Source organism: Ruegeria sp. H6 (genome assembly GCF_056532975.1).
Window position 1 is genome coordinate 560292 of record NZ_JBQFOA010000001.1, and the last position, 25629, is coordinate 585920.

At 58.2% G+C, this 25629-nt stretch carries 30 protein-coding genes; 17 read left to right on the forward strand and 13 right to left on the reverse strand.

Going from position 1 to position 25629, the window contains the following annotated elements; translation table 11 throughout:
• Positions 1 to 2 precede the first annotated feature (2 nt).
• Positions 3 to 467 carry a CoA-binding protein gene (locus ACR0AG_RS02610; RefSeq protein ID WP_480836145.1) on the forward strand — a complete coding sequence of 155 codons (465 nt, stop codon included), beginning with the start codon at positions 3 to 5 and terminating at the stop codon, positions 465 to 467.
• A gap of 110 nt (positions 468 to 577) precedes the next feature.
• Positions 578 to 973, forward strand: coding sequence for a rhodanese-like domain-containing protein (locus tag ACR0AG_RS02615; RefSeq protein ID WP_480836147.1), 396 nt, complete (start codon positions 578 to 580; stop codon positions 971 to 973).
• 152 nt (positions 974 to 1125) lie between these two features.
• Here ACR0AG_RS02615 and ACR0AG_RS02620 read toward each other — a convergent pair whose 3' ends face one another.
• On the reverse strand, positions 1126 to 1413 hold the full coding sequence (locus tag ACR0AG_RS02620) for a DUF4242 domain-containing protein (protein WP_480836149.1): 288 nt from the start codon (positions 1411 to 1413) through the stop codon (positions 1126 to 1128).
• A gap of 223 nt (positions 1414 to 1636) precedes the next feature.
• On the opposite strand from ACR0AG_RS02620, the gene ACR0AG_RS02625 reads away from it, so the two are divergent.
• Both ACR0AG_RS02625 and ACR0AG_RS02630 read left to right on the forward strand, forming a co-directional pair.
• Positions 1637 to 2386 carry an IclR family transcriptional regulator gene (locus ACR0AG_RS02625; protein ID WP_480836151.1) on the forward strand — a complete coding sequence of 250 codons (750 nt, stop codon included), beginning with the start codon at positions 1637 to 1639 and terminating at the stop codon, positions 2384 to 2386.
• A gap of 196 nt (positions 2387 to 2582) precedes the next feature.
• Positions 2583 to 4664, forward strand: coding sequence for an oxidoreductase (locus ACR0AG_RS02630; RefSeq protein ID WP_480836153.1), 2082 nt, complete (start codon positions 2583 to 2585; stop codon positions 4662 to 4664).
• A 38-nt stretch (positions 4665 to 4702) separates the two neighbouring features.
• On the opposite strand, the gene ACR0AG_RS02635 is transcribed toward ACR0AG_RS02630, so the two are convergent.
• The 11 genes from ACR0AG_RS02635 to ACR0AG_RS02685 all read right to left on the reverse strand — a co-directional run bounded on the left by ACR0AG_RS02635 (position 4703) and on the right by ACR0AG_RS02685 (position 14365).
• Positions 4703 to 4885 (reverse strand): SH3 domain-containing protein, encoded by a 183-nt coding sequence (locus ACR0AG_RS02635; RefSeq protein ID WP_480836155.1) that lies wholly within the window; start codon positions 4883 to 4885, stop codon positions 4703 to 4705.
• A 289-nt stretch (positions 4886 to 5174) separates the two neighbouring features.
• The gene (locus ACR0AG_RS02640; protein WP_480836157.1) at positions 5175 to 5936 is read right to left on the reverse strand and encodes a Phenylacetic acid catabolic protein; all 762 of its coding nucleotides are present in this window, start codon (positions 5934 to 5936) and stop codon (positions 5175 to 5177) included.
• 13 nt (positions 5937 to 5949) lie between these two features.
• The gene (locus ACR0AG_RS02645) at positions 5950 to 7023 is read right to left on the reverse strand and encodes a 2Fe-2S iron-sulfur cluster-binding protein (protein WP_480836159.1); all 1074 of its coding nucleotides are present in this window, start codon (positions 7021 to 7023) and stop codon (positions 5950 to 5952) included.
• Between the two features lie 14 nt (positions 7024 to 7037).
• Positions 7038 to 7499 carry a 1,2-phenylacetyl-CoA epoxidase subunit PaaD gene (gene paaD, locus ACR0AG_RS02650; RefSeq protein WP_480836161.1) on the reverse strand — a complete coding sequence of 154 codons (462 nt, stop codon included), beginning with the start codon at positions 7497 to 7499 and terminating at the stop codon, positions 7038 to 7040.
• A gap of 5 nt (positions 7500 to 7504) precedes the next feature.
• Positions 7505 to 8263, reverse strand: a complete 759-nt coding sequence (paaC, locus tag ACR0AG_RS02655; protein ID WP_480836163.1) for a 1,2-phenylacetyl-CoA epoxidase subunit PaaC — start codon at positions 8261 to 8263, stop codon at positions 7505 to 7507.
• A complete protein-coding gene (paaB, locus tag ACR0AG_RS02660) occupies positions 8263 to 8547 on the reverse strand; it encodes a 1,2-phenylacetyl-CoA epoxidase subunit PaaB (protein ID WP_480836165.1) in 285 nt (94 codons plus the stop codon). Before paaB ends, paaC begins: the two co-directional genes overlap by 1 nt.
• Positions 8548 to 8570: 23 nt before the next feature.
• Positions 8571 to 9548, reverse strand: a complete 978-nt coding sequence (gene paaA / locus ACR0AG_RS02665; RefSeq protein ID WP_480836167.1) for a 1,2-phenylacetyl-CoA epoxidase subunit PaaA — start codon at positions 9546 to 9548, stop codon at positions 8571 to 8573.
• A gap of 15 nt (positions 9549 to 9563) precedes the next feature.
• On the reverse strand, positions 9564 to 10766 hold the full coding sequence (gene pcaF / locus ACR0AG_RS02670; RefSeq protein WP_480836170.1) for a 3-oxoadipyl-CoA thiolase: 1203 nt from the start codon (positions 10764 to 10766) through the stop codon (positions 9564 to 9566).
• Positions 10767 to 10928: 162 nt separating this feature from the next.
• Positions 10929 to 12959, reverse strand: a complete 2031-nt coding sequence (gene paaZ / locus ACR0AG_RS02675; protein ID WP_480836172.1) for a phenylacetic acid degradation bifunctional protein PaaZ — start codon at positions 12957 to 12959, stop codon at positions 10929 to 10931.
• Positions 12960 to 13046: 87 nt separating this feature from the next.
• Positions 13047 to 14234 (reverse strand): cytochrome P450, encoded by a 1188-nt coding sequence (locus ACR0AG_RS02680; RefSeq protein ID WP_480836174.1) that lies wholly within the window; start codon positions 14232 to 14234, stop codon positions 13047 to 13049.
• Positions 14234 to 14365 carry a hypothetical protein gene (locus tag ACR0AG_RS02685; RefSeq protein ID WP_480836176.1) on the reverse strand — a complete coding sequence of 44 codons (132 nt, stop codon included), beginning with the start codon at positions 14363 to 14365 and terminating at the stop codon, positions 14234 to 14236. The genes ACR0AG_RS02680 and ACR0AG_RS02685 overlap by 1 nt, the downstream gene beginning before the upstream one ends.
• Positions 14366 to 14479: 114 nt before the next feature.
• Here ACR0AG_RS02685 and paaG point away from each other — a divergent pair, with 114 nt between their 5' ends.
• From paaG to ACR0AG_RS02705, 4 genes are read left to right on the forward strand one after another with little or no spacing between them, the layout of a single operon-like run.
• Entirely contained in the window at positions 14480 to 15265 is a 786-nt protein-coding gene (paaG, locus tag ACR0AG_RS02690; RefSeq protein ID WP_480836178.1) for a 2-(1,2-epoxy-1,2-dihydrophenyl)acetyl-CoA isomerase PaaG, read from the forward strand.
• Positions 15266 to 15267: 2 nt separating this feature from the next.
• On the forward strand, positions 15268 to 15699 hold the full coding sequence (gene paaI, locus ACR0AG_RS02695) for a hydroxyphenylacetyl-CoA thioesterase PaaI (protein WP_480836179.1): 432 nt from the start codon (positions 15268 to 15270) through the stop codon (positions 15697 to 15699).
• A 17-nt stretch (positions 15700 to 15716) separates the two neighbouring features.
• Complete coding sequence (gene paaK / locus ACR0AG_RS02700; RefSeq protein ID WP_480836181.1) at positions 15717 to 17027, forward strand: phenylacetate--CoA ligase PaaK; 1311 nt, start codon at positions 15717 to 15719, stop codon at positions 17025 to 17027.
• Positions 17028 to 17030: 3 nt separating this feature from the next.
• Positions 17031 to 17627, forward strand: coding sequence for a TetR/AcrR family transcriptional regulator (locus ACR0AG_RS02705; protein ID WP_480836183.1), 597 nt, complete (start codon positions 17031 to 17033; stop codon positions 17625 to 17627).
• A gap of 42 nt (positions 17628 to 17669) precedes the next feature.
• On the opposite strand, the gene ACR0AG_RS02710 is transcribed toward ACR0AG_RS02705, so the two are convergent.
• Positions 17670 to 19283 (reverse strand): GMC family oxidoreductase, encoded by a 1614-nt coding sequence (locus tag ACR0AG_RS02710; RefSeq protein ID WP_480836185.1) that lies wholly within the window; start codon positions 19281 to 19283, stop codon positions 17670 to 17672.
• 323 nt (positions 19284 to 19606) lie between these two features.
• Here ACR0AG_RS02710 and ACR0AG_RS02715 point away from each other — a divergent pair, with 323 nt between their 5' ends.
• The 9 genes from ACR0AG_RS02715 to ACR0AG_RS02755 all read left to right on the forward strand — a co-directional run bounded on the left by ACR0AG_RS02715 (position 19607) and on the right by ACR0AG_RS02755 (position 25590).
• Positions 19607 to 20503, forward strand: a complete 897-nt coding sequence (locus ACR0AG_RS02715; protein ID WP_480836188.1) for a catalase — start codon at positions 19607 to 19609, stop codon at positions 20501 to 20503.
• 111 nt (positions 20504 to 20614) lie between these two features.
• Positions 20615 to 21034, forward strand: coding sequence for a group III truncated hemoglobin (locus tag ACR0AG_RS02720; protein ID WP_480836190.1), 420 nt, complete (start codon positions 20615 to 20617; stop codon positions 21032 to 21034).
• Entirely contained in the window at positions 21031 to 21771 is a 741-nt protein-coding gene (locus ACR0AG_RS02725) for a DUF2189 domain-containing protein (RefSeq protein ID WP_480836191.1), read from the forward strand. The genes ACR0AG_RS02720 and ACR0AG_RS02725 overlap by 4 nt, the downstream gene beginning before the upstream one ends.
• Positions 21772 to 22050 carry a TehB-like domain-containing protein gene (locus ACR0AG_RS02730; protein ID WP_480836193.1) on the forward strand — a complete coding sequence of 93 codons (279 nt, stop codon included), beginning with the start codon at positions 21772 to 21774 and terminating at the stop codon, positions 22048 to 22050.
• A gap of 1 nt (position 22051) precedes the next feature.
• On the forward strand, positions 22052 to 23671 hold the full coding sequence (gene ccoN, locus ACR0AG_RS02735; RefSeq protein ID WP_480836195.1) for a cytochrome-c oxidase, cbb3-type subunit I: 1620 nt from the start codon (positions 22052 to 22054) through the stop codon (positions 23669 to 23671).
• A gap of 6 nt (positions 23672 to 23677) precedes the next feature.
• On the forward strand, positions 23678 to 24409 hold the full coding sequence (ccoO, locus tag ACR0AG_RS02740; RefSeq protein WP_480836197.1) for a cytochrome-c oxidase, cbb3-type subunit II: 732 nt from the start codon (positions 23678 to 23680) through the stop codon (positions 24407 to 24409).
• Entirely contained in the window at positions 24406 to 24573 is a 168-nt protein-coding gene (locus ACR0AG_RS02745; protein WP_480836199.1) for a cbb3-type cytochrome c oxidase subunit 3, read from the forward strand. Before ccoO ends, ACR0AG_RS02745 begins: the two co-directional genes overlap by 4 nt.
• The gene (ccoP, locus tag ACR0AG_RS02750; RefSeq protein ID WP_480836201.1) at positions 24564 to 25436 is read left to right on the forward strand and encodes a cytochrome-c oxidase, cbb3-type subunit III; all 873 of its coding nucleotides are present in this window, start codon (positions 24564 to 24566) and stop codon (positions 25434 to 25436) included. Before ACR0AG_RS02745 ends, ccoP begins: the two co-directional genes overlap by 10 nt.
• A complete protein-coding gene (locus ACR0AG_RS02755) occupies positions 25423 to 25590 on the forward strand; it encodes a hypothetical protein (protein ID WP_480836203.1) in 168 nt (55 codons plus the stop codon). Before ccoP ends, ACR0AG_RS02755 begins: the two co-directional genes overlap by 14 nt.
• The last annotated feature ends 39 nt before the right edge of the window (positions 25591 to 25629 follow it).

Consider the following 25629-nt stretch of genomic DNA (forward strand, 5'->3'; position numbering starts at 1 on the left):
CCATGCCCGAAGCAGATATCGACCATATCTACAGCTACGATCCGAAATATATCTCGGACATCCTGAAATCGGTCAAAACCATCGCCATGGTCGGTGCCAGCGCGGATAGGACCAAGTTCAGCTATGGCGTGCTGCGTCAGCTCAGCGAAATTGGCTATGACATCCTGCCCGTCAATCCCAACCCTAACGTCACCGAAATCCGCGGTCTGAAAGTGTATCATTCACTGGAAGAGATTGATAAGCCTGTCGATATGGTCGACGTGTTCCGACCGAAGGAAGAGCTGTACGGAGTGGCGGAAAAGGCCATCGCCATCGGGGCCAAGGTGCTTTGGGGCCAGATCGGTGTCTATGACGACGCGGCCGCTAAATTAGCCGAAGATGCAGGCCTGAAGGTCGTGATGAACCGCTGCCCCAAGATCGAGCTTTTTCGTCCGTTCTGGAAACCACGTCTTGATCTGGAAATATGACCCGCAGGCCGCTGCACGCCTGCTGCTGCCCGGGGGCCGAACCGTTAAACTGGCCTCTGGACATGCTGCTGGCAACTTTGCGGCGGAAATTGAAATCAAAGGATAGACCCATGGCTCAAACCATCACCAAAAGCGCAAAGGACATCGTGAAGGCAGCGCTTGCCTCTGTTCCATCGATCAATGTTGAAGAGGCGCTGTCGCTGGTAGACAGCAACGACCATGTTTTTGTTGATTTGCGCGACGGGACTGAACAGGCCAAGACGGGGCGTATTCCGGGGGCCGTCGCCTCGTCCCGTGGCATGATGGAATTCCACATCGACCCTGAAAGCCCTGCCCACAAACCCGAGTTCAATCAGGACAAGACCTATGTCTTCTATTGTGCATCGGGGGGGCGTTCGGCCATCGCAGCGCAAGTGGCGATGGATATGGGCCTTGCGCCTGTCGTGAACCTGTCGGGCGGTGTCGCAGCCTGGAAAAAGGGCGGTGGGCCGCTGGAAACAGACTGATACTCGCCGCCAAAAAAGGCTTTGACGTGCTTTGTGCAAAGATCTGTGATGGCGCGTCGGGCCGTCTTTTGAAGTTTCAATTCAACGGCCAGACGCTAGAGGTAAAATGCGCAAAATCTCTTTCAACAGATTTTACGGATCGGCAATGAAACCTATTCCGGTTTCTCGGTCGTGGGATCGATCATCTTGCGAATGGGCGTCACAACCGTCGCCGGAAATCCGCTGAGGCGGGCATGTTCATGGATGATGTCTTCGCTTTCGGCAATATGCACACAGAACGTCTTGTTCTCTGTGACATAGCTTTCAACCCATTGAATACCTTCGCCCAATTCGGCCAGCACCTTGTTGGAGGCCGCCGCCGCTTCGCGAAGCTGTTCGCGTTCAAATGTGCCAACAGCGGGGATGTCCCGTTCAATCATATACTTCGTCAGCGCTGCCATTTTTCCGTCTCCTTACTGCTAAACTCTACTGCTGCGGTCGTGTTCATGACGCGAGCTCACTGTCAGGTGTCATCAGGGCTTCGCCACTCTCTTCCGGCTGCAACTCACCTTGGCTAGACACTTTGCGTACAAGGCCACTTGCAATTTTCACGACACTCTGAAAAATCTCAAAATTTGAGTCAGGGGTGTTTACTATTGAGACAGTTCAATGAATCTTGATCGGATGAAATCTGTTCTTGAGGCGGTCGCGGATGCCGGGCGGCCCCTGACATCGGTGGAAGTCCAGCATGTCACCGGCCTTCCGCGGCCGACATGTTATCGTATTCTGAAAGAACTTGAGAAACACGCGTTCCTGCAATCGGATGCTGATACGGGCCGGTGGTCTCTTGGTAATCTCATGTCACGCATGACCGTGATGTCGCTGAGCGATGCGAATGTCGGTTCAGTGGTGGCCCCGCTTCTTCAGGTCGCGGCATCACGCCATGGCAGCACATTCTTTCTGGCGCGCTACAGGCGTACCGGTGTCGAGATTATTCAGGTGCAGCCCCCGGAGGATCCGAAGGTTTCGTATTTTCATCCGGGCTACAGCGTTCGACCCGTTCATGCCTGTTCCTGCGCCAAGGTCATTGCGGCGTTTTCCGGCGACGAGATACGAAAGCCTTTGCTTAAAGCAGCCCGACAACAATTTACCGCCAACACCAAGATGAGTGATGCGCAGCTGTTGGAAGACTATCAGCAAATCCGAAGCCGTGGGTTTGCGGAATGCGTGGAAGAAATCGAAACAGGTGTGGTCAGCCTGGCCGCACCGGTGTTTCTTGCAAATGCGCAGATACCATTCTCTGTGGGCGTTGTCGGGTCAGTTGGGCAGTTGCCCGCAGACGCCCGATCAACGATGGGAAAAGACCTTGTCGAGCTGTCGGGCAGTTTAAGTGACTTGATACAAGCCAAGCTGCATTCGATGCAGGCTGCATAGTCGCGGCGATAACAGAGCGGCCCTAATTGCTTTGAAGGGTAGGGGGGTGCCCTATCGATACAATCGGCGGGTTTGAGGTCCTTCGATTGATCGGAGAAGGTCTGCTCAAGTCTATTCAGGTAAATTGCTAAATCGGCTGTACAATCTGCCTCAGCTCAGCTTTGAAATGGTCGGTGTGATCAAAAAGGATGTGATCGTGGCAACATTACTTGATCCCTTTCAGCTTGGGCATCTAACGCTGCGCAACCGTATCGTCAGCACCGCGCATGCGCCCAACTATGTCGAAGAGGGTCACCCCAAAGACCGCTACAGGCTGTATCACGAAGAAAAGGCCAAGGGCGGTGTTGCCCTGACCATGATTGGCGGATCCACAAACATTGCTCCCGATAGTCCTTCGGTGTTCGGCCAGCTTTATGCCGGCGATGACAGTATCATTCCGTGGTTCCGGAAACTGACAGATGGCGTTCATGCCCACGGGGCCGCTGTGATGTGCCAGATCACCCATATGGGTCGCCGCACTGCCTGGGATGACGGTCATTGGCTGCCGGTTCTGGCTCCGTCGGGCATCCGCGAGCGTGCGCATCGCGCCTTCCCCAAGGTGATGGAGTCCGAGGATATCAAGCGGGTGATCGGCGATTTCGCCGCTGCGGCCCGGCGCTGTCAGCAAGGCGGATTCGATGGGATCGAGCTGTTGTCCCACTCGCATTTGCTGGGTCAGTTCCTTTCCCCTCTGACCAACGGGCGCGACGATGAATATGGCGGGTCATTGCAGAACCGGATTCGCCTGACGCTGCAGGTTCTGGAGGCTGTGCGTGCAGAGGTTGGCCCCGATTTCATCTTGTCCATGCGCATCACCGGCGATGAATTGACCGAGGGCGGGCTGAGCGCCGAAGACTGTGTCGCTGCGGCCCGGATGCTGGATGACAGTGGCCACGTCGATCTGCTGAACATTCTGGCAGGGGCGCCCTATGACGATCTTGGTCTTGCCGAATGGGTGCGGCCCATGGGCCTGCCTGCTGCCCCGCATATCACTGTGGCCGGACAAATCCGCGAGGCGGTCAGCCTGCCGATCCTTCATGCGGGCGGTATCGCCGATCTGGCAACGGCGCGCCACGCCGTGTCCGGTGGTTTTGTCGATCTTGTTGGCATGACCCGTGCCCAGATGGCCGACCCTTATCTGGTGACAAAACTGGCTACCGGACAAGAGGAACGCATCCGTCCCTGCGTTGGCCTTGGCTATTGCGTGGACCGGGTCAATCAGGGCAAGCCTGCCGTGTGCGGGCACAATGCCGCCACCGGCCGGGAACAGGCTTTACCCCATGTCATTCGCGCCAGCGGCACCCGTAAGAAAGTGGTTATCGTTGGCGGTGGGCCTGGCGGGCTCGAAGCCGCGCGGGCCAGTGCTCTGCGAGGTCATGATGTCGTCTTGTTCGAGGCCGCAGACCGTTTGGGCGGGCAACTGGTTCTGGCCGCCCAAGGCAAGACACGCAGACAGGTCCGGGGCGTGGCCGATTGGTTGATTTCCGAAGTCACCACCCTTGGGGTCGACCTTCGGATGAACACCTATGCCGAAGCCGAGGATGTGCGCGCTCTTAGCCCGGATGTTGTCATAATTGCCACCGGCGGCTGGCCAGAGCCACCGGCTGTTCCCGGTGGCGATCTGGCGCTTTGCAGTTGGGACGTGTTGTCCGGGCAGGCGCGTGTTTCCGGCGATGTACTGTTGTTCGACGAGGTTGGCGATCATCCCGCAGCGGTCACGGCCGACATGCTGGTTTGTGCCGGTCATACCGTCGAACTTGTAACGCCAGACCGAACACTGTTGCAGGATCTTGGCCCGACCACATCAGCCGTTGCTCTGCGGGATCTGGCCGAGGGTGGGGTCAGGTTCACCTGCCTTCAGGACCTCCAGTCGCTTGCGGCCGAGGGCAACCGACTGCGCGCCCGATTGCGCCATGTTCTGACGGATGAGGTCAAGACCCGTCTTGTCGACCATGTGGTTGTCGAACACGGCTTGACGCCGATGGATGCGCTCTATCATGAGCTCAAATCGAGTTCGCGAAACCTTGGGCAGCTTGATCACGCCGCCTTGATCCGTGGTGCGTTCCCGTTCAAAAACAGTGATCAGGCTGGTGAGTTTTACCTGGCGCGCATTGGCGACGCGGTCACAGGCCGCAACATGCATGCCGCAATCCTTGATGCCTTGCGGATTTGCCATTCGATGTGGGTAAAACCAAGTGCCTCTTCCATCAGTCCCCAAACGTCATCGTGGCAGATATGATCGACGCCTTCCGAAGCCACCCGGTGACAACCAATGGTTCAGATCTTTTTCAAATAGGCCCAGGAGACATATCCCTTCAGCCCGCGCGCGCGTTGCAGGGACACACGGCACCAGCGGGTGCCACCGGTTTGTTCGCAACTGTGAACGCGCAAAGCAGTGCCATTTGGAAGCCCCACGATCACGTTGAAACCCACGCCAGGTCCGGAACGCAATTTCAGCATGTCGCCGTCTTCGACTCCGAATACTTCGTATTTGCCAAGTGGCGCTGCGGCGGAGGGTTTTGCGTCAAGAATCGCACCAAGGAAAAGGGCCGCTAGGGCTATTTGAATAGAAATGCGCATTATGTTGCCTGCTTTTTTGCCTCAATCACGAATGTACCGGATTTGGCAATCAAGAGGAACCGTCCAGAGGCAGAGTCGGGCAATTTACGCGCCACGGACGACGCATATCATCAGGCGACGTTGGTGCGGAAAGGGCCACAGAATTGAATTCAATGAGATGCCAGCCGCGTCAGACCGGCGCGTTCATTCCCAGTGATTTCAGAGTTTGTGCCAGTGATTGTCCCCAGCGTGCCTGCAGAGAACTGTTTTTGGTGCGCCGCAGGCCGAGGGAATGCAGATAGTCGAAACGTTTTTGATCATCCCCACCAAAAGACACGGCGACGCGGGGCCACCAATAGTCGACTGAGGCTTGCATTTGCGCAGCTTCGCCCCGCTCAAGCAACTTGACGGCACCCTCCAGCGCCAGTTCGCCGTGATGGGCTTCGATCGGGGCGATCGTGCGGAAGGCGTCGGCCAGCGGTTGGTACGAGATCGTTGCGTATTCGGCCAGTTGTTCGGCCACGGCGTGGCTCATCAACAGGTTCATGATCACCGCATCCGTCCAGCCCGAAAACGGATAGTTGAACACCGCAAGCCGCATGTCATGTTCGGACCGTGTGGCGCCGATATCCGCGTTACGGTCCAGCCGCGCGGTCCAGGGGTGGTGGTTGGCATAGCGATCGGTGTCAACGCCGAACTCGCCCATGATATTCAACACCCGGTAGGCATGATCCGTTTTCTCAAGCACGATTTTTGCGGCTGCGATCCGTTCCTTGATGCCGGGCCCGAGGTTTATGATATCGGCAAAACCCGCCGCCCCAGCCAGTTCACTATCCACAAAGGTTGCCATCAGTTTCAGCAGTTCAGCCCGATAGCGGGGTGGAACGTTTGATGGGTTGGTCAAGACGCCACCCGCGGCAAGATAGCTGTCGAGGCTCATTGAATCGTTCATGTTGCCCTCCGCTCTATTGGTCATAATCCACGACCACGCGGTCGGTTACGGGGTAGGACTGGCAGCTGAGCACATAGCCTTTCTCGACTTCGTAATCTTCGAGCGCATGGTTGGCGAGCATCTCGACCTCGCCTTCCAAAACCCTGCAGCGGCAAGTCGAGCACACACCCGCCTTGCACGCATAAGGCGCGTCCATTGCGTTCTCTAACGCCGCATCAAGAATGGACAGATCCTTTGGAATGGTCAGCGTCTGGGTAGACCCATCCAGGGTGATAGACGCGCGGGTCTGGTTGCCGGTCCTGTCGGCGTCCTGGGCCTGTGCCTTGCGTTTGGCGCGGCCCGGCTGCGCGCTGGCAAAAAGCTCGAACTTGATCTGAGCGTCATCCAGCCCGTGCTCGCGCAAGGCGGCTGCAATACCCAGCATCATCGGTTCAGGGCCGCAGATAAATGCTGTGTCGACGTTTTCGATATCAACCCAGTGCTTGAACAGCTCGGCGCATTTTTCCTGGGTGACCAGACCGGCGAACAGGTCGATCTCCTGCGCGTCAGTTTCGAGGATATGGATCACGTTGAGGCGGCCCATGTAGATGTTCTTGAGGTCCTCGAGTTCCTCGCGGAACATGATCGTATTCACGCCCTTGTTGGCGTAGATCAGCGTGAACCGTGATTGGGGTTCACGCGCCAGGGTGGTTTTCAGGATCGACAGAACGGGGGTAACGCCTGACCCTCCTGCGAACCCAAGGTACTGCTTTTCGGCACCTGCATCGATCGGCGCATGGAAGCTACCCATTGGCGGCATGGCTTGCACGATGTCGCCGACGTTGAGTTCCGAATTTGCCCAACCCGAAAACGCCCCGCCCTCGACGCGTTTGATGCCGACCTGCAAGACGCCGTCATCCTTGCCGGCACAGATCGAGTAAGAGCGGCGCAGTTCCTCGCCGTCAAAGTCACGGCGGAAGGTCAGATATTGCCCGGCGGTAAAGTCGAATTCGTCCGCGGCACCATTGACGGGCTCCAGTGTCAGAACGACCGCATCGCGGATCGTTTTGTGGATGTTGGTGACCTTCAGGTCGTGGAAACGTGCCATCCGGTGCTCCTCTTTCAGATGCACTTGAAATAGTCAAAAGGTTCCAGGCAGTCGGTGCAGCGCCAATGCGCCTTGCAGGGGGTCGAGCCAAACTGACTGACCTTTTCGACCGCCTGGCTGCCGCAAAGCGGGCAACGTTCCGGACCACCAGCGGGTTGGGGCGGGGCGATCCCGTATTCCTCAAGCCGGGCCCGGCCCTTGTCGCTGAGCCAATCGGTGGTCCAGGCCGGTGAAATACTGGTTTCGATCCGAACGTCCTTGATCCCGCGGTCCCGCAGCGCTGTTTCGATATCCATGCGGATCACCGATGTGGCCGGGCAGCCGGAATAGGTGGGCGTGACGGTTACGGTCAGCGTATCCGCATCCCAGCGCACATCGCGCACGATGCCCAGATCGACCACTGAAATGACAGGGATTTCAGGGTCGGGAACCGCGTCCAGCCAGTCCCAGATCTGATCTGTTGGCACCCGGGTCATCTGGCCTACCAGCGGGCGCCGGGATAGGCGCGTTGCAGCCACTGCATCTGCGTCAGCAGATGGCCCAAATGTTCGGTATGCATCCGCCCGGTGCGCCCGCCCTTATGTGCAAACTCGCTGTCGGGGATCGTCAGCGTCGCATCCGTCAGCACGCGGTGAACCAGAACGTCATACTCGGCGCGCAGGTCGGCAGGGTTGGGCGCGATGCCCGCTTTTGCCATTTCGGCGTCAACTTCATCGCTGGCGAACATCTCGCCCACATAGGGCCACAGATAATCCAGTGCCGCCTGCATCCGTTCATGGCTTTCAGCGGTTCCGTCGCCCAACCCGACAACCGTGTCGCCCGAGCGTTCGAGGTGATAGGTGACCTCTTTGCTGGCCTTGGCGGCAATCGCCGCGACCCGGTCGTCGGACGATGTGATCAAACGCCCCAGCATGACCGAATGCCAAGCATCAAACAGAAATTGACGCATCATGGTGCGGCCAAAATCATCGTTTGGCACTTCGACCATCAGAACATTGCGGAAATCCCAAACGTCGCGCAAAAAGGCCAGATCATCGGCGCTTTTGCCGCCGTCGACCTCGCCCGCAAGACCCAGCCACATCTGGGTCTGACCGATCAGATCCAGCGCGGTATTGGCCAGCGCAATGTCTTCTTCCAGCACCGGCGCATGGCCGCACCATTCGCTGACGCGATGGCCCAGGATCAGCGTATTGTCCCCCATCCGCAGTAGAAACTGCAGAAAAGCCTCGTCGCGGGTCATCACATCGCCCCCACTTCATCGGGGATGTCGAAAAAGGTCGGGTGGCGGTATACCTTGCTTTCGCTGGGCTCATAGAGCGGGCCCTTTTCGCCGGGTGAAGACGCGGTAATGTTGTTGGCCTCAACCACCCAGATCGACACGCCCTCGTTGCGGCGAGTATAGACGTCGCGGGCGTTCTTGATGGCCATTTCCGCATCGGCGGCGTGCAACGAACCGACGTGGCGGTGGCTCATGCCATGCTGACCGCGGATAAAAACTTCCCACAGGGGCCATTCGTTTTTCATTGGGGTTCCTCCTCAGGTCAGGCTTATTCGGCAGCGACGCGTCCGGCGCGTTTCTTCTTTGCATGGGCCAGCAGCCCGTCGCGCACCCATTGCCCGTCGTCCCAGGCCTTGTTTCGCGCTGCCAAACGATCCGTATTGCAGGGGCCATTGCCCTTGATCACGTCATAGAACTCGGACCAGTCGGGTTCGGAAAAGTCATAGTGGCCACGGTCTTCGTTCCATTTCAGGTCCGGATCCGGGACAGTCAGCCCAAGGAATTCAGCCTGCGGCACGGTCTGGTCGACAAATTTCTGACGCAGCTCGTCATTGGTGTTCATCTTGATCTTCCAGGCCATGGACTGGGTCGAATGCACCGAGTCCTTGTCGGACGGCCCGAACATCATCAGCGACGGGTACCAGAACCGGTTCAGGGCATCCTGCGCCATCTTCTTCTGTTCCGGCGTGCCTTCGGCCATCTTGCGGATGGCGTCATATCCCTGCCGCTGGTGAAAGCTCTCTTCCTTGCAGATCCGGATCATGGCACGCGAATAGGGCCCGTAAGAGGTCCGTTGCAAGGGCACCTGGTTCATGATCGCGGCGCCATCGACCAGCCAGCCGACCGCGCCGATATCGGCCCAATTCAAAGTTGGATAGTTGAAGATGGACGAATATTTCATGCGCTCGTCCAACAGCATCTCGGTCAGTTCATCCCGACTGACGCCCAAGGTTTCGGCGGCGCAATACAGGTACAGCCCATGCCCGGCCTCGTCCTGCACCTTGGCCAGCAGGATCGCCTTGCGTTCCAGCGTCGGAGCACGCGTGATCCAGTTGCCTTCGGGCAGCTGGCCCACAATCTCGGAATGCGCGTGCTGGCCGATCTGGCGGATCAGGGTCTTGCGATAGCCTTGCGGCATCCAATCCTTGGGCTCGATCTTGATGTCCGCGTCGATCCGCGCCTGAAACGCGGCAAGCCTTTCGGGGTCATCGTTTGTCGCCTCGGACTTAACCATCTGAGCATACATGTGATGTCTCCTCTCTTACACACGTTCAAGAATAAGTGCTGCACCTTGCCCGACGCCGACGCACATTGTGCAAAGTGCGTATCGTCCACCCGTCCGGCGCAGTTGGTAGGCCGCGGTCATCACCAGCCGTGTGCCCGACATGCCAAGCGGGTGGCCCAACGCAATCGCACCGCCGTTGGAATTCACATGCGGCGCGTCGTCGGGTAGGCCCAGTTCGCGAAGGGTCGCCAACCCCTGAGAGGCAAAGGCCTCATTCAACTCGATCACATCCATCTGCTCGATGCTGAGACCGGCGCGGGCCAGGACCTTGCGGCTGGCTGGGACGGGGCCAATGCCCATCACACGTGGGGCAACACCGGCAACGGACATGCCCACAACGCGTGCAATGGGGGTCAGGCCGTTCGTTGCTGCTGCGGCTTCATTTGCCATCAGTATGGCCGCCGCCCCGTCATTCACACCCGATGCGTTGCCCGCCGTGACGGTCTTGTCCGGCCCGTTCACACCTTTGAGGCCGGACAGTTTCTCGGCCGTGGTGCCCGGGCGGGGGTGCTCGTCGGTGTCAACAACAATGGGCTCGCCCTTGCGCTGTGGGACCGAGACCGGTGTGATCTCATCGACAAATACGCCTGCTTCATGCGCGGCAGCCCAACGGGCTTGACTGCGCGCTGCGAACGCGTCCTGATCTGCGCGGCTGATGCCATAGTCTTCGGCCACGTTGTCTGCGGTTTGCGGCATCGAGTCGGTGCCGTATTCCTGTTTCAGCTTCGGATTCACGAAGCGCCAGCCAATGGTCGTGTCGTAAATCGTGTTGTCCCGGGTAAAGGCCGAGGTCGCCTTGGGCATGACAAACGGCGCGCGCGACATGCTTTCGACACCGCCTGCAATGGCCAGATCATAGTCGCCTGCCTTGATCCCACGCGACACCATACCGACGGCGTCCATGCCACTGGCGCACAGGCGGTTCACCGTTGTTCCCGGCACTTCGATTGGCAATCCGGCCAGCAATGCCGCCATCCGCGCAACGTTCCGGTTGCTTTCACCTGCCTGATTGGCGTCGCCAAAGATCACATCATCCACGTTGGCCCACTCCACCTGCGGGTTGCGCGCTTTCAGCGCGGCCAGCGGGATGGCGGCCAGATCGTCTGTCCGGACGGATGACAACGCGCCGCCGTACCGACCGATCGGGGTACGCGTTGCGTCGCAAATGAATGCATCCATCAGTGAATTCTCCTGTGCGTTCCGGTTAATTCATAGACCGCTTGGTCGGTTTATAGGGTTTGTGACGATTCGAAACAAGGTTAATGTTACCAAAATCTGCCTCTTTCTCATATGGCGTAACATATCAAAAGCTGGTGACATACCTGTTCGATGGGCTTTTTGCTAATAGGCCACCATGGTCAGCAACTCGTATTCCGCGACCGGTTCGTCATCCTGTTGGGTAAGGGTTACGTGCCAGTGCACCTCGCCATATTCGTCATTGCGTTTGGTTTTCGCTTTGACGGTCAATCGCACTTTGATGGTATCACCCGGCACAACCGGTTTCATAAAGCGCAGGCCATCCAGTCCGGTATTGGCCAGAACCGGCCCCTCATTGGGTTCGACGAATAACCCGGCGGCAAAAGACAGCAGCAAATATCCATGTGCGACCCGCCCAGGGAAGAACGGGTTCCGTTCAGCAGCTTCCTGATCCATATGGGCATAGAACGTATCGCCGGTAAATTCGGCAAAGTGTTCAACATCTTCCAGCGTCACAACCCGGGGGGCGGTGTGAAGCGTTTCGCCGATCTCAAGTTCGCTGAAACGGCGGGCAAATGGATGTGCCGGACCTTCGACCTCAGTCGCGCCGGGCACCCATTTCGAACCTATAGCCGTCAGAATGTCGGGTGAGCCCTGAATGGCCGTGCGTTGCATATAATGTTTGACACCACGCACGCCGCCCATCTCTTCACCACCACCGGCACGGCCCGGCCCGCCGTGAACCAGATGTGGCAAGGGTGAGCCGTGACCGGTGGACCCTTTCATCGAGTCGCGGTTGTTGAAGTAAAGCCGCCCGTGATAGGCCCCTGCGCCCATGGCTAATTTGCGTGCCACGTCGGCGTCATGGGTAATGACCGAAGCGACCAAAGAACCCTGACCTTTGTTGGCCAGTTCAATCGCATGGTCCGTATCGCGATACCCCATGATCGTGCTGACCGGTCCAAAAGCCTCGGTGTCATGAACGCGGTGGGCTGCATCCGGGTTGGCGCAATGAAACAGCATTGGTGGCAGGAATGCGCCCTTTTCAGCGTCCGCGCCATCCACGGCAAAGTCGGTCGGGTCGCCAAAAACACGCTCAGCTTCCTGGCTGATGATCGCGGCCTTTTCCAGAACGTCCTGTTTCTGACCATTGGAAATCAGGGCGCCCATGCGCGTGGTTTCCAGCTTGGGGTCGCCGATGATGGTTTTGGACAACCGGGCGGTCAATGCCTCGATCACTGCCTCTACCTGGGGTTCCGGCGCGATGATCCGGCGGATTGCAGTGCACTTCTGACCTGCTTTTGTGGTCATCTCGCGCTGCACTTCCTTGACGAACAGGTCGAATTCCGGCGTGCCTGGCACGGCATCAAGGCCGAGTACCGAACAATTCAGACTGTCCTGTTCCGCCACGAAACGAACCGCGTTTTCCAGAAGGGTCGGGTTGGAGCGCAGCTTTAGCGCCGTGTCTGCCGAACCGGTGAAGCTGACCACATCCTGCAGGCCCAGACGGTCGAGCATATCGCCCAGACCGCCGGAAACGAGTTGCAGCGCACCGGCAGGCAGCAGGCCGGATTCGAGCATCAGCCGCACGCAAAGCTCGGTTACATAGCACGAGTTTGTGGCCGGTTTGACGATGGCCGGTACACCGGCCAGCAAGGTCGGGGCCAGCTTTTCCAGCATGCCCCAGACCGGAAAGTTGAACGCGTTGATATGCACCGCCACGCCCCGCAGCGGCGTGCAGATATGCTGCCCGAGGAACGTGCCGTTGCGTGACAATTGCTCGACATCGCCATCCAGATACACGTGACCGTCCGGCATTTCGCGCCGACCCTTCGACGCAAAGACGAACATCGTTCCGATACCGCCATCGATATCGATTTGGTGATCCGATTGCGTCGCGCCGGTATTGAAGGACAAATCATACAAAGCCTGCTTGTGCTGACCCAAATGGACAGACAGAGCTTTAAGCATCTTGGCCCTTTCGTGGAACGTCATCTCACGCAATGCCGGTCCGCCCACATCGCGCGCATGATCCAGCATGGCCTGTACGTCCAACCCGGTGTTCCCGGCGGTTGCGATCACCTCTCCGGTCACGGCGCTGGCGATGTTGCGTGCGCCTTTGCCCGGCGCAATCCATTCACCGGCCGCAAAGCTTGAAATCTGTTGGATCGTCACGGGTTTCTCCTCATTCTCGCAATGGCTTTCAACATGTTATGCGCGGTTTCATCGACCAATGGATGCCTAGGCCCCTCTCGGGCCACGTCAAACCTGCGCGGGAAGTCGGGCGAAGCCGCGAAAGCGGATGCGTCCACCTCGCTTTGCGCCTTCTGCAATTTGATAGTCGGGAAAGCGGTTCAGGAACCGGCTGACGGCAATCCGACCCTCCATGCGCGCCAGCGAAAGGCCCACGCAGGTATGCGGGCCACCGGCAAAGGCGTGGTGTTTGTTCGGGCGACGGTCCAGCAGCATGTCGTCGGGTTGATCAAACTGCCTTGGGTCGCGGTTGGCAGCGCCGATACACAGGTGAATGTCCGTACCCCGGGCAATGAAGTGTCCGTGAAACGACACCTCTTCGGTCGTCAGGCGATTGCCAAACTGGTTTGGGCTTTCCAGGCGCAGAAACTCATCCACGGCCGTTGCGATCAGATCGGGGTTTGCCAAAAGCTCGGCCCTTTTGTCACGATGCCGATCCAGTAGGTCCAGAGCATTGCCGATCAAGTTGGTCGTGGTCTCGTGACCGGCATTCAGGATGAATATGCAATTCTGGTAGAGCTCGATTTCGGTCAGGCCGCCCTCCGTGTCATCCTGCATCAACCGGGTCAGAACGTCCGTATCCGGGTTTCCCGGATTGGTTCTGCGATCCTCGACGATGTATCGCAGGAACGCCTTGAAATCCAAAACCGCGCGGTTGCCCCAGGCTTCTTGCTCTGGTGTCAATTGTGGTTCCAACGCGCCAAGAATGGCCAGCGACCAATCCCGCAAGGGTCCACGCTCGGCCCGGGGGATGCCCAAAAGATTGCCGATCACCTCAACCGGGATCGCTCCGGCGAAATCCTCGATCAACTCGACCGCGCCTTTGGACTGCATGTCATCCAGCAGACCGTCGACAAGTGTGATCAGGCCCGGCTCCATCTGGGCCAGGGCGCGCGGGTTCATTGCGCCGACCATGACCTTGCGAACCCGTGTGTGCAGCGGCGGGTCGTTGAACACCAGGCTGGTGGTGTGGTGTTCATAGAGCGGGCTGTCCACCCCGTATTTGGGGCCAAAGACCGCCTTTTTGTCCGAGATGAACCGCGTCGTGTCGCGATAGACCAGATCCAGATCCTCGTAGCGCGACAGGATGACAGAGCCGTCGGGTTGGACACAGACAGGCGTATCCTCACGCAGTGTCGCATAGGTCGGATAGGGGTCTTTGTGAAATCCGTCGGGAAGGGCTGTCAGTGAAAACATCAGTGACCCTTGGTCCGCCACAACGCGGGTAAGATCGTCGCCATGCGAACTTCCCGGACCTCGGCGCCATGCCTGTTTCCGGGCAGAACATTGCCGCCTGCGCCTTTCAACTCAGCGTTCATTTGTGACATGTTGCGCAACATGGCGTTCTCTTGAATTGCGTCCTATCAAACCGTTCTAAAATTATTGACCAACCGTTCGGTTAATGCAATGCTAAAGTTGAAACGACATCAAGCAGGGCGGTTATGAGCGACACGATTCTTGTAGAAGATCACGGGAACTGGGTAGAAATCACTCTGAACCGCCCAGACAAGCTGAACGCGTTCAATGATGAGATGCATGTGGCCCTTCGGCAGGCCCTGCACGCCGCGCGGGACGGTGGCGCGAGGGCCGTTCTGTTGACGGGCTCCGGGCGTGGTTTCTGTGCCGGTCAGGATCTGGGCGACCGTGATCCAACGAAAATGGACGGCCCCCCTGACCTCAGCAAAACCGTGCGGACCTATTATGCGCCTTTGGTGCGCCTGATTAGGTCGCTCAATTTCCCTGTCATTTGCGCGGTGAATGGTGTGGCCGCGGGCGCGGGGGCCAATCTGGCACTGGCCTGTGACATGGTTCTGGCTGGCGAAAGTGCTAAATTCATCCAGAGTTTTGCAAAGGTCGGACTGATCCCCGACACGGGCGGCAGCTGGCATTTGCCTCACCTTGTCGGCGAGGCCAGAGCCAAAGGCCTGGCGTTTACCGGCCTGCCTTTACCGGCGAAGCAGGCTGAAGACTGGGGTTTGATCTGGAAAGCCTTGCCAGATGATGAGTTGATGGCGGAAGCCCGGTCTTTGGCAGGACGACTTGCGGATGGGCCAACGCTTGGTCTGGGCAAGACCAAGGAATGTATCCAGGCCGCCGCGACAACCACCTTGTCGGATCACCTTGAAATCGAGGCTGATGCGATGAAAATCTGTGGCGAAAGCGCTGATTATGCTGAAGGTGTGTCCAGTTTTCTTGAAAAGCGCGCGCCCGATTTCAAGGGTAAGTGATGATGACGCCCAAGGAACGCGCCGCTAGATCCGCCGCTGCCATGTGGGCCAATGACGCGGCCAGCAAGTGGTTCGGCATGGAGTTGCTGGAGGTCGATGAAGGCCGCGCAGAACTGGGCCTGACTGTGGCCGCGCATCACTGCAACGGGCATGGCATCTGCCATGGCGGCGTAACCCATGCGCTGGCGGACAGCGCCTTTGCCTTTGCCTGCAACAGCCGCAATCAGGCAGCCGTGGGTCAGCACACGATGATGAGCTATCTCGCGCCCGCAAAACAGGGCGACCGTCTGACCGCCACAGCCACAGAAACCACCGTTGCAGGGCGCAGCGGCGTCTATGACGTGCGGGTCAGCAATCAGGATGACGTCGTCATCGCCGAATTCCGTGGTATGTCGCGGGCCATCGGCGGCCAGAATTTCGACGAATATAGCTAGGCCAAAGGAGCAGCGCAATGGATGATATGTCCCCGAACAAAGCGGATCTGGACCCGATCGAGATCGCCTCGGTCGACGAAATCCGGGCGACGCAATTGGAACGCCTGAAATGGTCGCTTCGGCACGCCTATGACAATGTGGCGATGTACAAACAGCGGTTTGATGAGACTGGTGTCCACCCGGATGACCTGCAACAGCTTTCGGACCTTTCGAAGTTTCCGTTCACGTACAAAAACGATCTGCGCGACAACTATCCGTTTGGCCTTTTTGCGGTGCCCCGGAGCGAGTTGATCCGGCTGCATGCCTCATCGGGCACAACCGGAAAACCGACCGTTGTGGGCTATACCAAGGGTGACATCGACAATTGGGCGGATCTGGGTGCACGGTCGCTGCGGGCGGCGGGCCTGCGCAAGGGCGATCTGGTCCACAATGCTTATGGGTACGGTCTGTTTACCGGCGGGCTTGGCGCCCATTACGGGATCGAACGGTTGGGCGCGACCGTCGTGCCAATGGGCGGTGGGCAAACCGAAAAGCAGGTCGGCCTGATAACCGATTTCCAGCCCGATGGGATCATGGTGACCCCGTCCTATATGCTCAATATCCTTGAGCAGTTTAACAGATCAGGGCTCGATCCGCGCAAAAGCTCGCTGAAGGTTGGAATCTTTGGCGCAGAACCCTGGACGGATGCGATGCGCGCCGAGGTCGAAGCCGCCTTCGACATGCATGCGGTCGATATCTACGGGCTGTCCGAAATCATGGGTCCGGGCGTTGCAAGCGAATGCGTGGAAACCAAAGATGGCCCTGTGATCTGGGAGGACCACTTCCTGCCCGAGATCATTGACCCCGCAACAGGTGAGGTTCTGCCGGACGGCGAGACAGGTGAGCTGGTGTTTACCACCCTGACCAAGGAAGGGCTGCCGATGGTCCGCTATCGCACGCGCGATCTGACATGTTTGCTGCCCGGAACCGCGCGTTCCATGCGTCGTATGGCCAAGATCACCGGCCGCAGTGATGACATGATGATCCTGCGCGGCGTCAACGTTTTCCCCAGCCAGATCGAGGAACAGGTTCTCGCGACCGGGGGGCTGGCGCCTTACTATCAGATCGAGCTGTACAAGTCCGGTCGGATGGATGCCATGCGGGTGTTCGTCGAAGCCTCGGACAGCGCAACAGATGAGATGTCCCGCACGGCTGCGGCCCGGATGCTGACCAAGCGCATTAAGGACGTCGTTGGTGTTTCAACGGAAATTGTTGTAGGTGACCCCGGCGACGTCGAACGTTCTCAGGGTAAGGCGAAGCGTGTCATCGACAATCGGGATAAGGAATAACCCGTGGCCCGGACAATCGCCAAAGATCACGATCAAAAGCGCGAACAGATCCTGAAAAAAGCTGCAAAAGTGTTTGCTGATCAAGGCTTTGACCGTGCATCGATGACTGTGTTGGCCAAAGAGTGCGGGATTTCGAAAGCCAATATCTATCACTACTATGACAGCAAGGATGCCATTCTGTATGACATTCTTGAAACCTATTTGCGCGAATTGCGCGACCGGATCTGTGGGGTCGACTTGAGCGGATTGAGTGCCGAAGAAAAGTTGCGAAAAACCGTGCGCGAAATCCTGTTTGCCTATCAGGGCGCTGATGACGAACACCGGGTTCAGATCAGCGGTATGAACGCGCTGACGAAGGGCCAGAAACAAAAGCTGCGCGCGTATCAACTCGACATGGTTGGTTTTGTCCGCGACATCCTGAAAGAGCTTTCCCCGGACACTTTGGGCGATCACAAAGACAAGCTGCGCGGGGCCACGATGTCGGTCTTTGGCATGCTGAACTGGTACTATATGTGGAACACAGGAGCCGGGACCCAGGCGCGAGAAGACTATGCCGATCTGGTCTGTACCATGACGGTGCACGGGATCCGAAAACTCTGACCCCGACAAGATACACGCGATGATGACAAGCGCGGACTTGTCTCAGGCCCCTTTGCGGATCATATCGGCCGCTTTTTCGGCGATCATCACGACGGGTGAGGCGGTGTTCCCCGAAACAATCCTGGGCATGATCGACGCGTCAATCACTCGTAACCCGTCAAGCCCATGTACCCGAAGGTCCGTGCCCACAACGGCAGAAGGATCCGAGCCCATCTTGCAGGTGCCGACGGGGTGGAAGATCGTAGTGGCGATGTCACCCACGCCCTTCACAAGGTCGTCTTCGGACTCCATTGCCGGACCGGGCAGGATTTCTTCGGGCTGATACGGTTTCAGCGCGTTCGCCGTCATGATCATCCGCGCCTGCCGCACCGATTTCGCCGCGACCTGTTTGTCATTCGCCGTCGAAAGGTAATTCAGGCGAATATCGGGCTGAGCGCGGGTATCCGTTCCCTGAATGTGACAGGTGCCGACACTTTCAGGGCGCAGATTGCAGACCGAGACCGTGATCGCGGGGAAGGGATGCAGCGGGTCGCCCAACTTGTCGGTCGACAGGGGCTGCACGTGGTATTCCAGGTCCGGTGTGGCCAGATCGGGGTTTGATTTGGTGAACATGCCGAACTGACTTGGGGCCATCGACATCGGACCCGATTGCGTTAGACCGTATTGTAGTGCGATCCTCGCCTTGCCAAGGAATGAGTTTGCCATCGTGTTCAGAGTTTTCGCGTTCTGAACCTTGAAGACCGTACGGATTTGCAGATGATCCTGCAGGTTTTCTCCAACGCCCGGGCTTTCATGGTGCAGCGCGATGCCATGCTGCGCCAGCACGTCGCCCCGACCGACGCCGGACAGTTCCAATATCTTGGGCGAGTTGATCGCGCCTGCTGCCAGCAGAACTTCGGCCCCGGCAAATGCGTCGTATTGCACACCTTTGTGCAGATACCGCACCCCCGTCACCTGCTTTCCCTCAAACAGCAGCGTCTGGGTTTCCGCATGGGTCAGCACCCGCAGATTCGGTCGCTTCATTGCCGGGCGCAGAAAGCCTTTGGCCGTGTTCCAGCGCACGCCCTTTCGCTGGTTGACCTCAAAAAACCCGGTGCCTTCGTTGCTGCCATCGTTGAAATCGGCGCGTGGCAGGATGCCGAATTCTTTCGCGCCTTCCTGTACGGCCTTCAGGATGTCCCATTCCAGACGCTGCTTTGAAACCTTCCACTCGCCCCCGCTGCCATGCATGGGGCTGTCACCGGCATGGTGATCTTCGGATTTCAGGAAATAGGGCAGCACATCATCCCAGCCCCAACCTGTATTGCCCAATTGTCGCCAATGATCATAGTCCGCCGCCTGTCCGCGCATATAGATCATGCCGTTGACCGAGGTGCATCCCCCCAGAACCTTCCCGCGCGGATAGACCAGAGAGCGCCCGTTCAGCCCCGGCTCGGGCGCGGTTTTCATCATCCAGTCGGTGCGCGGATTGCCGATGCAATAGAGATAACCCACCGGTATGTGCACCCAATGGTAGTTGTCCGAACCGCCCGCCTCCAGCAGCAGCACGCGGGTCTTGGGGTCCTCGGTCAGGCGATTGGCCAGAACGCAGCCCGCTGTGCCTGCACCGACAATGACATAGTCATACTCTCCATCGAGTTTCCGGGCGTCTGTCATGGATGTTTGATCTTTCTGCTTAATTTGCGATCACAAGTTCGCCGATCACGCGGCCTGTTTCAATGATTGTGTGGGCTTCTGTCAGCATGGCTTGAGTGCCCGCTTGCATCTTCAGGAAGTCCAAACCCGTTGCTGCCTGAGGCGAATCCGACAGTGGCGCCGGCCCATTGCATTAAAAGATTTACTTGCAAATAATAAGGAAGCTAATTATTAGGCAAATAACAACCGAACCTGAAATAGGACCTTGATGTACCCAGGCGCAGCAAAAAACCACGCCCGGGCGGGGTCACAATCCAGCCATCAACGTGAGAAGGAGACAGTAAATGACACAGTCGGCAAAACTGATTGACGCTTTGAACGGTACGTTCGGACGTCACGCAGGGTATCGCGCGTCCCACGCAAAAGGGTTTACGGCCAGGGGGCGGTTCATCCCGTCGTCGCAACAATCTGGGGTTCAGGTCCCGCTATTGGCGCAGGAACAACCTGTCCTTGCGCGGTTTTCTGTGGGTGGCGGAAAGCCGGGGATCAGCGACAAAAGCCCGACCGTGCGCGGCATCGGGCTGGAGATCGGCCAGGATGGTTCCAACTGGATCATGGCATTGATCTCGAACCCGGTCTTTTTTGCAAATTCCGCAGATCAGTTTCACGCCTTTCTGGCGGCGCGCGTGCCGGACCCATCAACAGGTGCGCCCGACCCAAATCGTGTTCAAACCTTCAATGAGGCAAATCCAAACACGATCCCACATCAGGCCTATCTCAAATCAGTTTCTCCGTGCCGCTGCTATTCAAACGAAGAATATCATTCAGGTCATGCATATCGTGTCCGCATCAACGATAGCTTGGTCGAAGCGCGCGTTATGCTGAAGCCCGAAGCGGGCCGCGTCGGACTGACCGACCAAGAGATGGCCGAACTGCCGGATTCGTTTTTGTTCGACCGGTTTCTGGGCAAGCTCGGTGACAAGCCCGCACGTTGGACAATGTATCTGGTTTTGGCAAACGAGGCCGACAACGTCGCGGACCCGACCGTTCCCTGGGACGGGGCACATACTGAGGTTGAGCTTGGTACAGTACAGATCGAGCTGCCGGACGAACGGGCAGGCATTGTAAACAAGGTGTTTGACCCGGCGCATATGCCGGACGGGGTCGTCGCCCCGCAGGATCAAGTGTTTCCTCTTCGCAGCGCGGCCTATGCAGAATCCTTTGCCAGAAGATCCGGTTGAGCATCGGGTCTTCGAGCTTTGCAGAAGCTGGTCACTATCCAATCATTAAATAGGTATTGACAATACCTATTTAATGACGCAGATAGCGGACACCCGAAAATGGCGATTCCTATGACACAAACCCAATCAGCCAAGCCCCAGATGTTTGAAATCACGGCCCGCGAAATCGCAACGCTGGTCGCCCGGTTTTACGCGCGGGTCAGGCTTCACCCCGTGTTGGGGCCCGTGTTCAATGACGCGATCCAAGACTGGCCGGAGCACGAGGAAAAGATCACTTCTTTCTGGCGTGGCGCGATCCTTCGCGACAACGGGTATTTTGGAAACCCCATGCAGGTGCACCTGGCAAATTCAAACATCCTGGTAGAGCATTTCCCGATATGGCTTGAGCTGTTTGAGGACACCGCAAAACAAGTTCTCAACCCCCAAACCGCCGAGGCTTTTTCCCATCTGGCCAACAGAATAGGCAAGGGTTTGTCATTCGGGATCGAAAACTTCCGCCGAGAGGCTGACGCGCCACCGGTGCTGTCATGACGGGGGCTGTCTACGGCAAAGCGCAGGTTATTTCTGAACCGCCCCTCAGGGTCGTCAGTCGATGGCTTGCGGCGGGGTGGGGTGACCTGAGACGCAATCCGGGTTTCTCGCTCTTTTATGGCGGTGCGCTTGTTTTGGTGGGTTGGGTTTGCATCGCCGCGCTAATGCTCAATGATCTTGGCTGGGTTCTGCTGCCCATGTTGGCGGGTGGCGTCTTGATCGGGCCTTTGGCAACTGTCGGGCTCTACTCGGTTGCCAGCGGCAAAGCCGGACGGAAAGCGGCTACAGGCCAGATCGCGCTTGTGGGTGCAATTTTGATGGTCTTTGCGCTGACATGGATCCGCGCGGCCACGGTGATGTTTGCAATCGTCTATGGTCTGCGCCCCTTCTCAGGTTTTGCAGATACGATGCTTGTGATGGTGAGCACGCCATCGGGCTGGGCTTTGCTGATCTCGGGCTCTTTGATCGGGGGGTTGTTCGCCGCTCTTGGCTTTGCCGTTTCGGCCTTTTCGTTGCCAATGCTGATTGACCGCAAGATCGACGGTTTCTCTGCAATGGGGCTCAGCTTCAACGCCACTACTCACAACTTTCAACTCTGCCTCTGCTGGGGAGCGATCGTCGCCCTTCTGACACTGTTTGGAGTTCTGACCGGGCTTTTGGGGCTGATTGTGGTGTTCCCGTTGCTTGGATACGCAACCTGGCACGCCTATGACGAGCTGTTTCATGGAGATGCATAAATGACCGAAACGCTTCCAAAAGGCGTGGTACACTATGCGACCTCGCAATTCACGCATGAAACGCTGCCGGAAAAGCTGCGCGCGGATCACAGCACCAAAGCGGGTGTTTGGGGTCAGCTCGCCGTGCAGCAGGGCCAGTTGGTGCTGCGCCGGGCTGACAAGGAAGATCTGGTTTTGGGGGCAGGGGAGACCGCTGTGTTCGCACCGCAGGAAACCCATTCGGTGAACCCGGTTGGCGACGTTGCGTTTGAAGTGCGTTTCCACCGGCAGGAGGGGTGATATGAAGCGTGAGAGCTTTTTTGAGGATACCGCCATCCTATGCGCCCTCGCATTGGTCTTTGTCGGTGGTGTGGCCATCCTTGGCTGGGGCGTTCCGATTGCCTATGTGCTGCATGGCTGGCTGATCGCGATTGCCGCCGGCTGGGGGTTGATGTGGATGATCAACCGGCTGAGCGAGGCCGCGGAAGACATCCCGCTGGAATATAATGACAAGGTCATTCGGTTCGGTGTGATTGCAGCGCTGATTTGGGCTCTGATCGGCTTCACCGTCGGAGACATCCTTGCCTGGCAACTGGCGTACCCAGCGGTGAACGGCGATATGTTCTGGTCGAATTTCGGCCGTTTGCGGCCTGTGCACACCTCTGCCGTGATCTTCGGGTTCGGCGGCAACGCCCTGATTGCCACGTCCTTCTATGTGGTGCAGCGGACCTCGCGCGCGCGGCTCGCCAGCGAAACGCTGCCATGGCTGGTGTTCTGGGGCTATAACCTGTTCATGGTTCTGGCTGCCACGGGCTATCCGCTGGGCATCACCCAATCCAAGGAATATGCCGAGCCGGAATGGTATATGGATCTGGTCTTGCTGATCGTCTGGGTTGGCTATCTGGGCCTGTACCTCAAAACCCTCTCGCGACGGGCAGAGCCGCATATCTATGTGGCCAACTGGTATTACCTGGCCTTCATCGTGGTGATCGCGATGCTGCATACGGTGAACAACCTGTCGGTGCCGGTCTCGATCGCCTATCCCAAAAGCTATTCGCTGTTTTCCGGTACGCAGGATGCGATGACGCAGTGGTGGTACGGGCATAACGCGGTCGGGTTCCTGCTGACCGCCGGATTTCTGGGGATGCTCTACTATTTTCTGCCCAAGGCGGTGAACCGGCCGATCTATTCCTACCGGATGTCGATTGTCGGGTTCTGGGGCATCACCTTCCTGTATCTGTGGGCCGGATCGCACCACCTGCATTACACCGCGCTGCCCGATTGGGTGCAGTATCTGGGCATGACCATGTCGATCATCCTGCTGGTGCCCAGCTGGGCCTCGGTCTTCAACGGTATCCTCACCATCAACGGCGCATGGGACAAGGTGCGCACCGACCCGGCGGTGCGCTTCATGATGGTGGCCATCCTGTTTTATGGGCTGTCCACCTTCGAAGGCTCGTTCATGGCGATCCGCCCGGTCAATTCTCTCAGCCATTATACCGACTGGACGGTGGGGCATGTACATGCAGGCGCGCTGGGGTGGGTGGCCTTCATCACCTTTGGTGCGATGTACAAGCTGGTGCCATGGATCTGGAAGCGCGAGGGCGTCTACTCCCTGCGGCTTGAGGCCTGGCATTTCTGGCTCGCGCTGTCGGGCACGCTGATCTATGTCGGCGCGATGTGGAACAGCGGCATCACCCAATCGCTGATGTGGCAGACCTATGATGCGGATGGCGCGTTCCTCTATTCCTTTCTGGATAGTGTCGAGGCGATGCACCCCTATTACGTCGCGCGCGCGGTGGGCGGGCTGCTGTATCTGATCGGCGCCTGTATCGGGGCCTACAATATATACATGACAGTCAGCGGGCCGCGCCGGTCTGAGACCCGGCAAACCGGACCTCTGGTCCAACCGGCGGAGTAACCTGTGATGAGTACACTACACCAAAAGCTGGAACGCCACTCGCTGGGGTTTGCCATGGCCATCCTGCTGGTGGCGTCAATCGGCGGGATCGTCGAAATCGCGCCGCTCTTTACCATCGAAAACACGGTGGAAGAGGTTGAGGGGATGCGCCCCTATACGCCGCTGGAACTGGCCGGGCGCGACATTTATGTGCGGGAGGGCTGCTATGCCTGTCATAGCCAGATGATCCGCACTCTGCGGTCGGATATCGAACGCTATGGGCATTATTCGCTGGCGGCTGAATCGATGTATGACCACCCGTTTCAATGGGGGTCGAAACGCACCGGGCCGGATCTGGCGCGCGTGGGCGGCAAGTATTCCGACGCGTGGCATGTGGCCCATCTGGAGGCCCCCAGAGAACTGGTCGAAGGTTCGATCATGCCCGGCTATGCGTTCCTGTCCGACACCCGGTTGGACACCGGGCCTTTGCCCGCAGCGCTCCGGGCACTCAGCCGCGCCGGGGTGCCCTATACGGATGCGCAGATCAAAGACGCCGCCGCGGATGCTGGCCGACAGGCGGATGCCGAACAGTATTTCGAGGGTGAGCTGCAAGAAAGCTATGGGGAAAACGTACAGGTCCGCGATTTTGACGGCCAACCGGACAGGCTGACCGAGATGGACGCGCTGGTCGCCTACCTTCAGGTGTTGGGCACTCTGGCCGATCTGGAGTCGCTGAACCTTGAGGAGGTCAACCGATGACACATGACGCGATCCTGGTGTTCTCCAAGACCTGGGGTGCGGTCTATCTGCTGGTGGTTTTCCTGGCCGCCGCCGTCTGGACCTACTGGCCCTCACGCCGCAAAGTCTATGATGCGGCTGCACAATCCCCGCTCGACGAGCAGGAGGATCAACCATGGCGCTAAGAGAAAAAGATCCGATTTCGGGCACCGATCTCACGGGTCATGAATGGGATGGAATCAAGGAACTGGATACGCCGGTTCCCCGGGCGGCACGGTGGGCATTGTGGATCAGCATCATCGTTGCTGTTTTGTATTGGGTGTTCTACCCATCCTTTCCGGGCGCCCGTGGGTATGCAAAAGGGCTGTTGGGTTATTCCTCGCGCTCCGAGGTTGGCAAAGAGCTTCAACAGGCCGATCAAGCGCGCGATGCGGCCTTTGCCCCATTTGCATCAGAAAACATCGAAGACCTCGCGGCAGATCCCTTGCTGGAGGCGCGCTATAGCGGATCGATTTCCAAACTCTACGCAGACAATTGTGCCGCGTGTCACCGCAATGATCTGAAAGGTCAGACAGGGTTTCCCAACTTCGTAGACGGCCATTGGTTGTGGTCTGGAACCCCGGAAGAGATCGAAGCCACCATTCGTTATGGGATCAATGCGCAGCACGACGATACGCGTATCGCGCAGATGCTGGCCTTTGGCGCTGATGGTCTTCTTGAGGAAACTCAGGTGGCCGAGGTGACAGAGTTTGTTCTGTCCTTGTCCGGGCAGGATCACGATGCGGCCCTTGCCGGGCCGGGTGCTGCGGTCTTCGAGGAAAACTGCGCCTCATGCCATGGCGATGATGGGCGCGGAGGGTACGAGATCGGCGCACCCGATCTGGGGGATCAGGCCTGGATTTATGGTGGTGACCGCGAGGATATTTTTCACAGCATCTATTATGGCCGTCAGGGTGTCATGCCTGCATGGGAGGGGCGGCTCACGGATGAGCAGATCCGGATGCTGACCCTGTATTTGTTATGGAACGCGGACGATGTCCCAAGTTGAAGAAAATCCGGGCTTTCGCAGGGCGATGTATCTTCTGATCCTGGCGTTGCTGGCGGGCTATATCGGGTTCAAGGCCTGGCACTTGTCCGTCGCGTTCGAGGCTTGGGATGATCAGGAGATCGTGGGCTCCGCCCCTGGCGCGGCCAAGAGGTGACCGGGGCCAAGACTGATTTCTCGTCAAGCATGTTCGCCG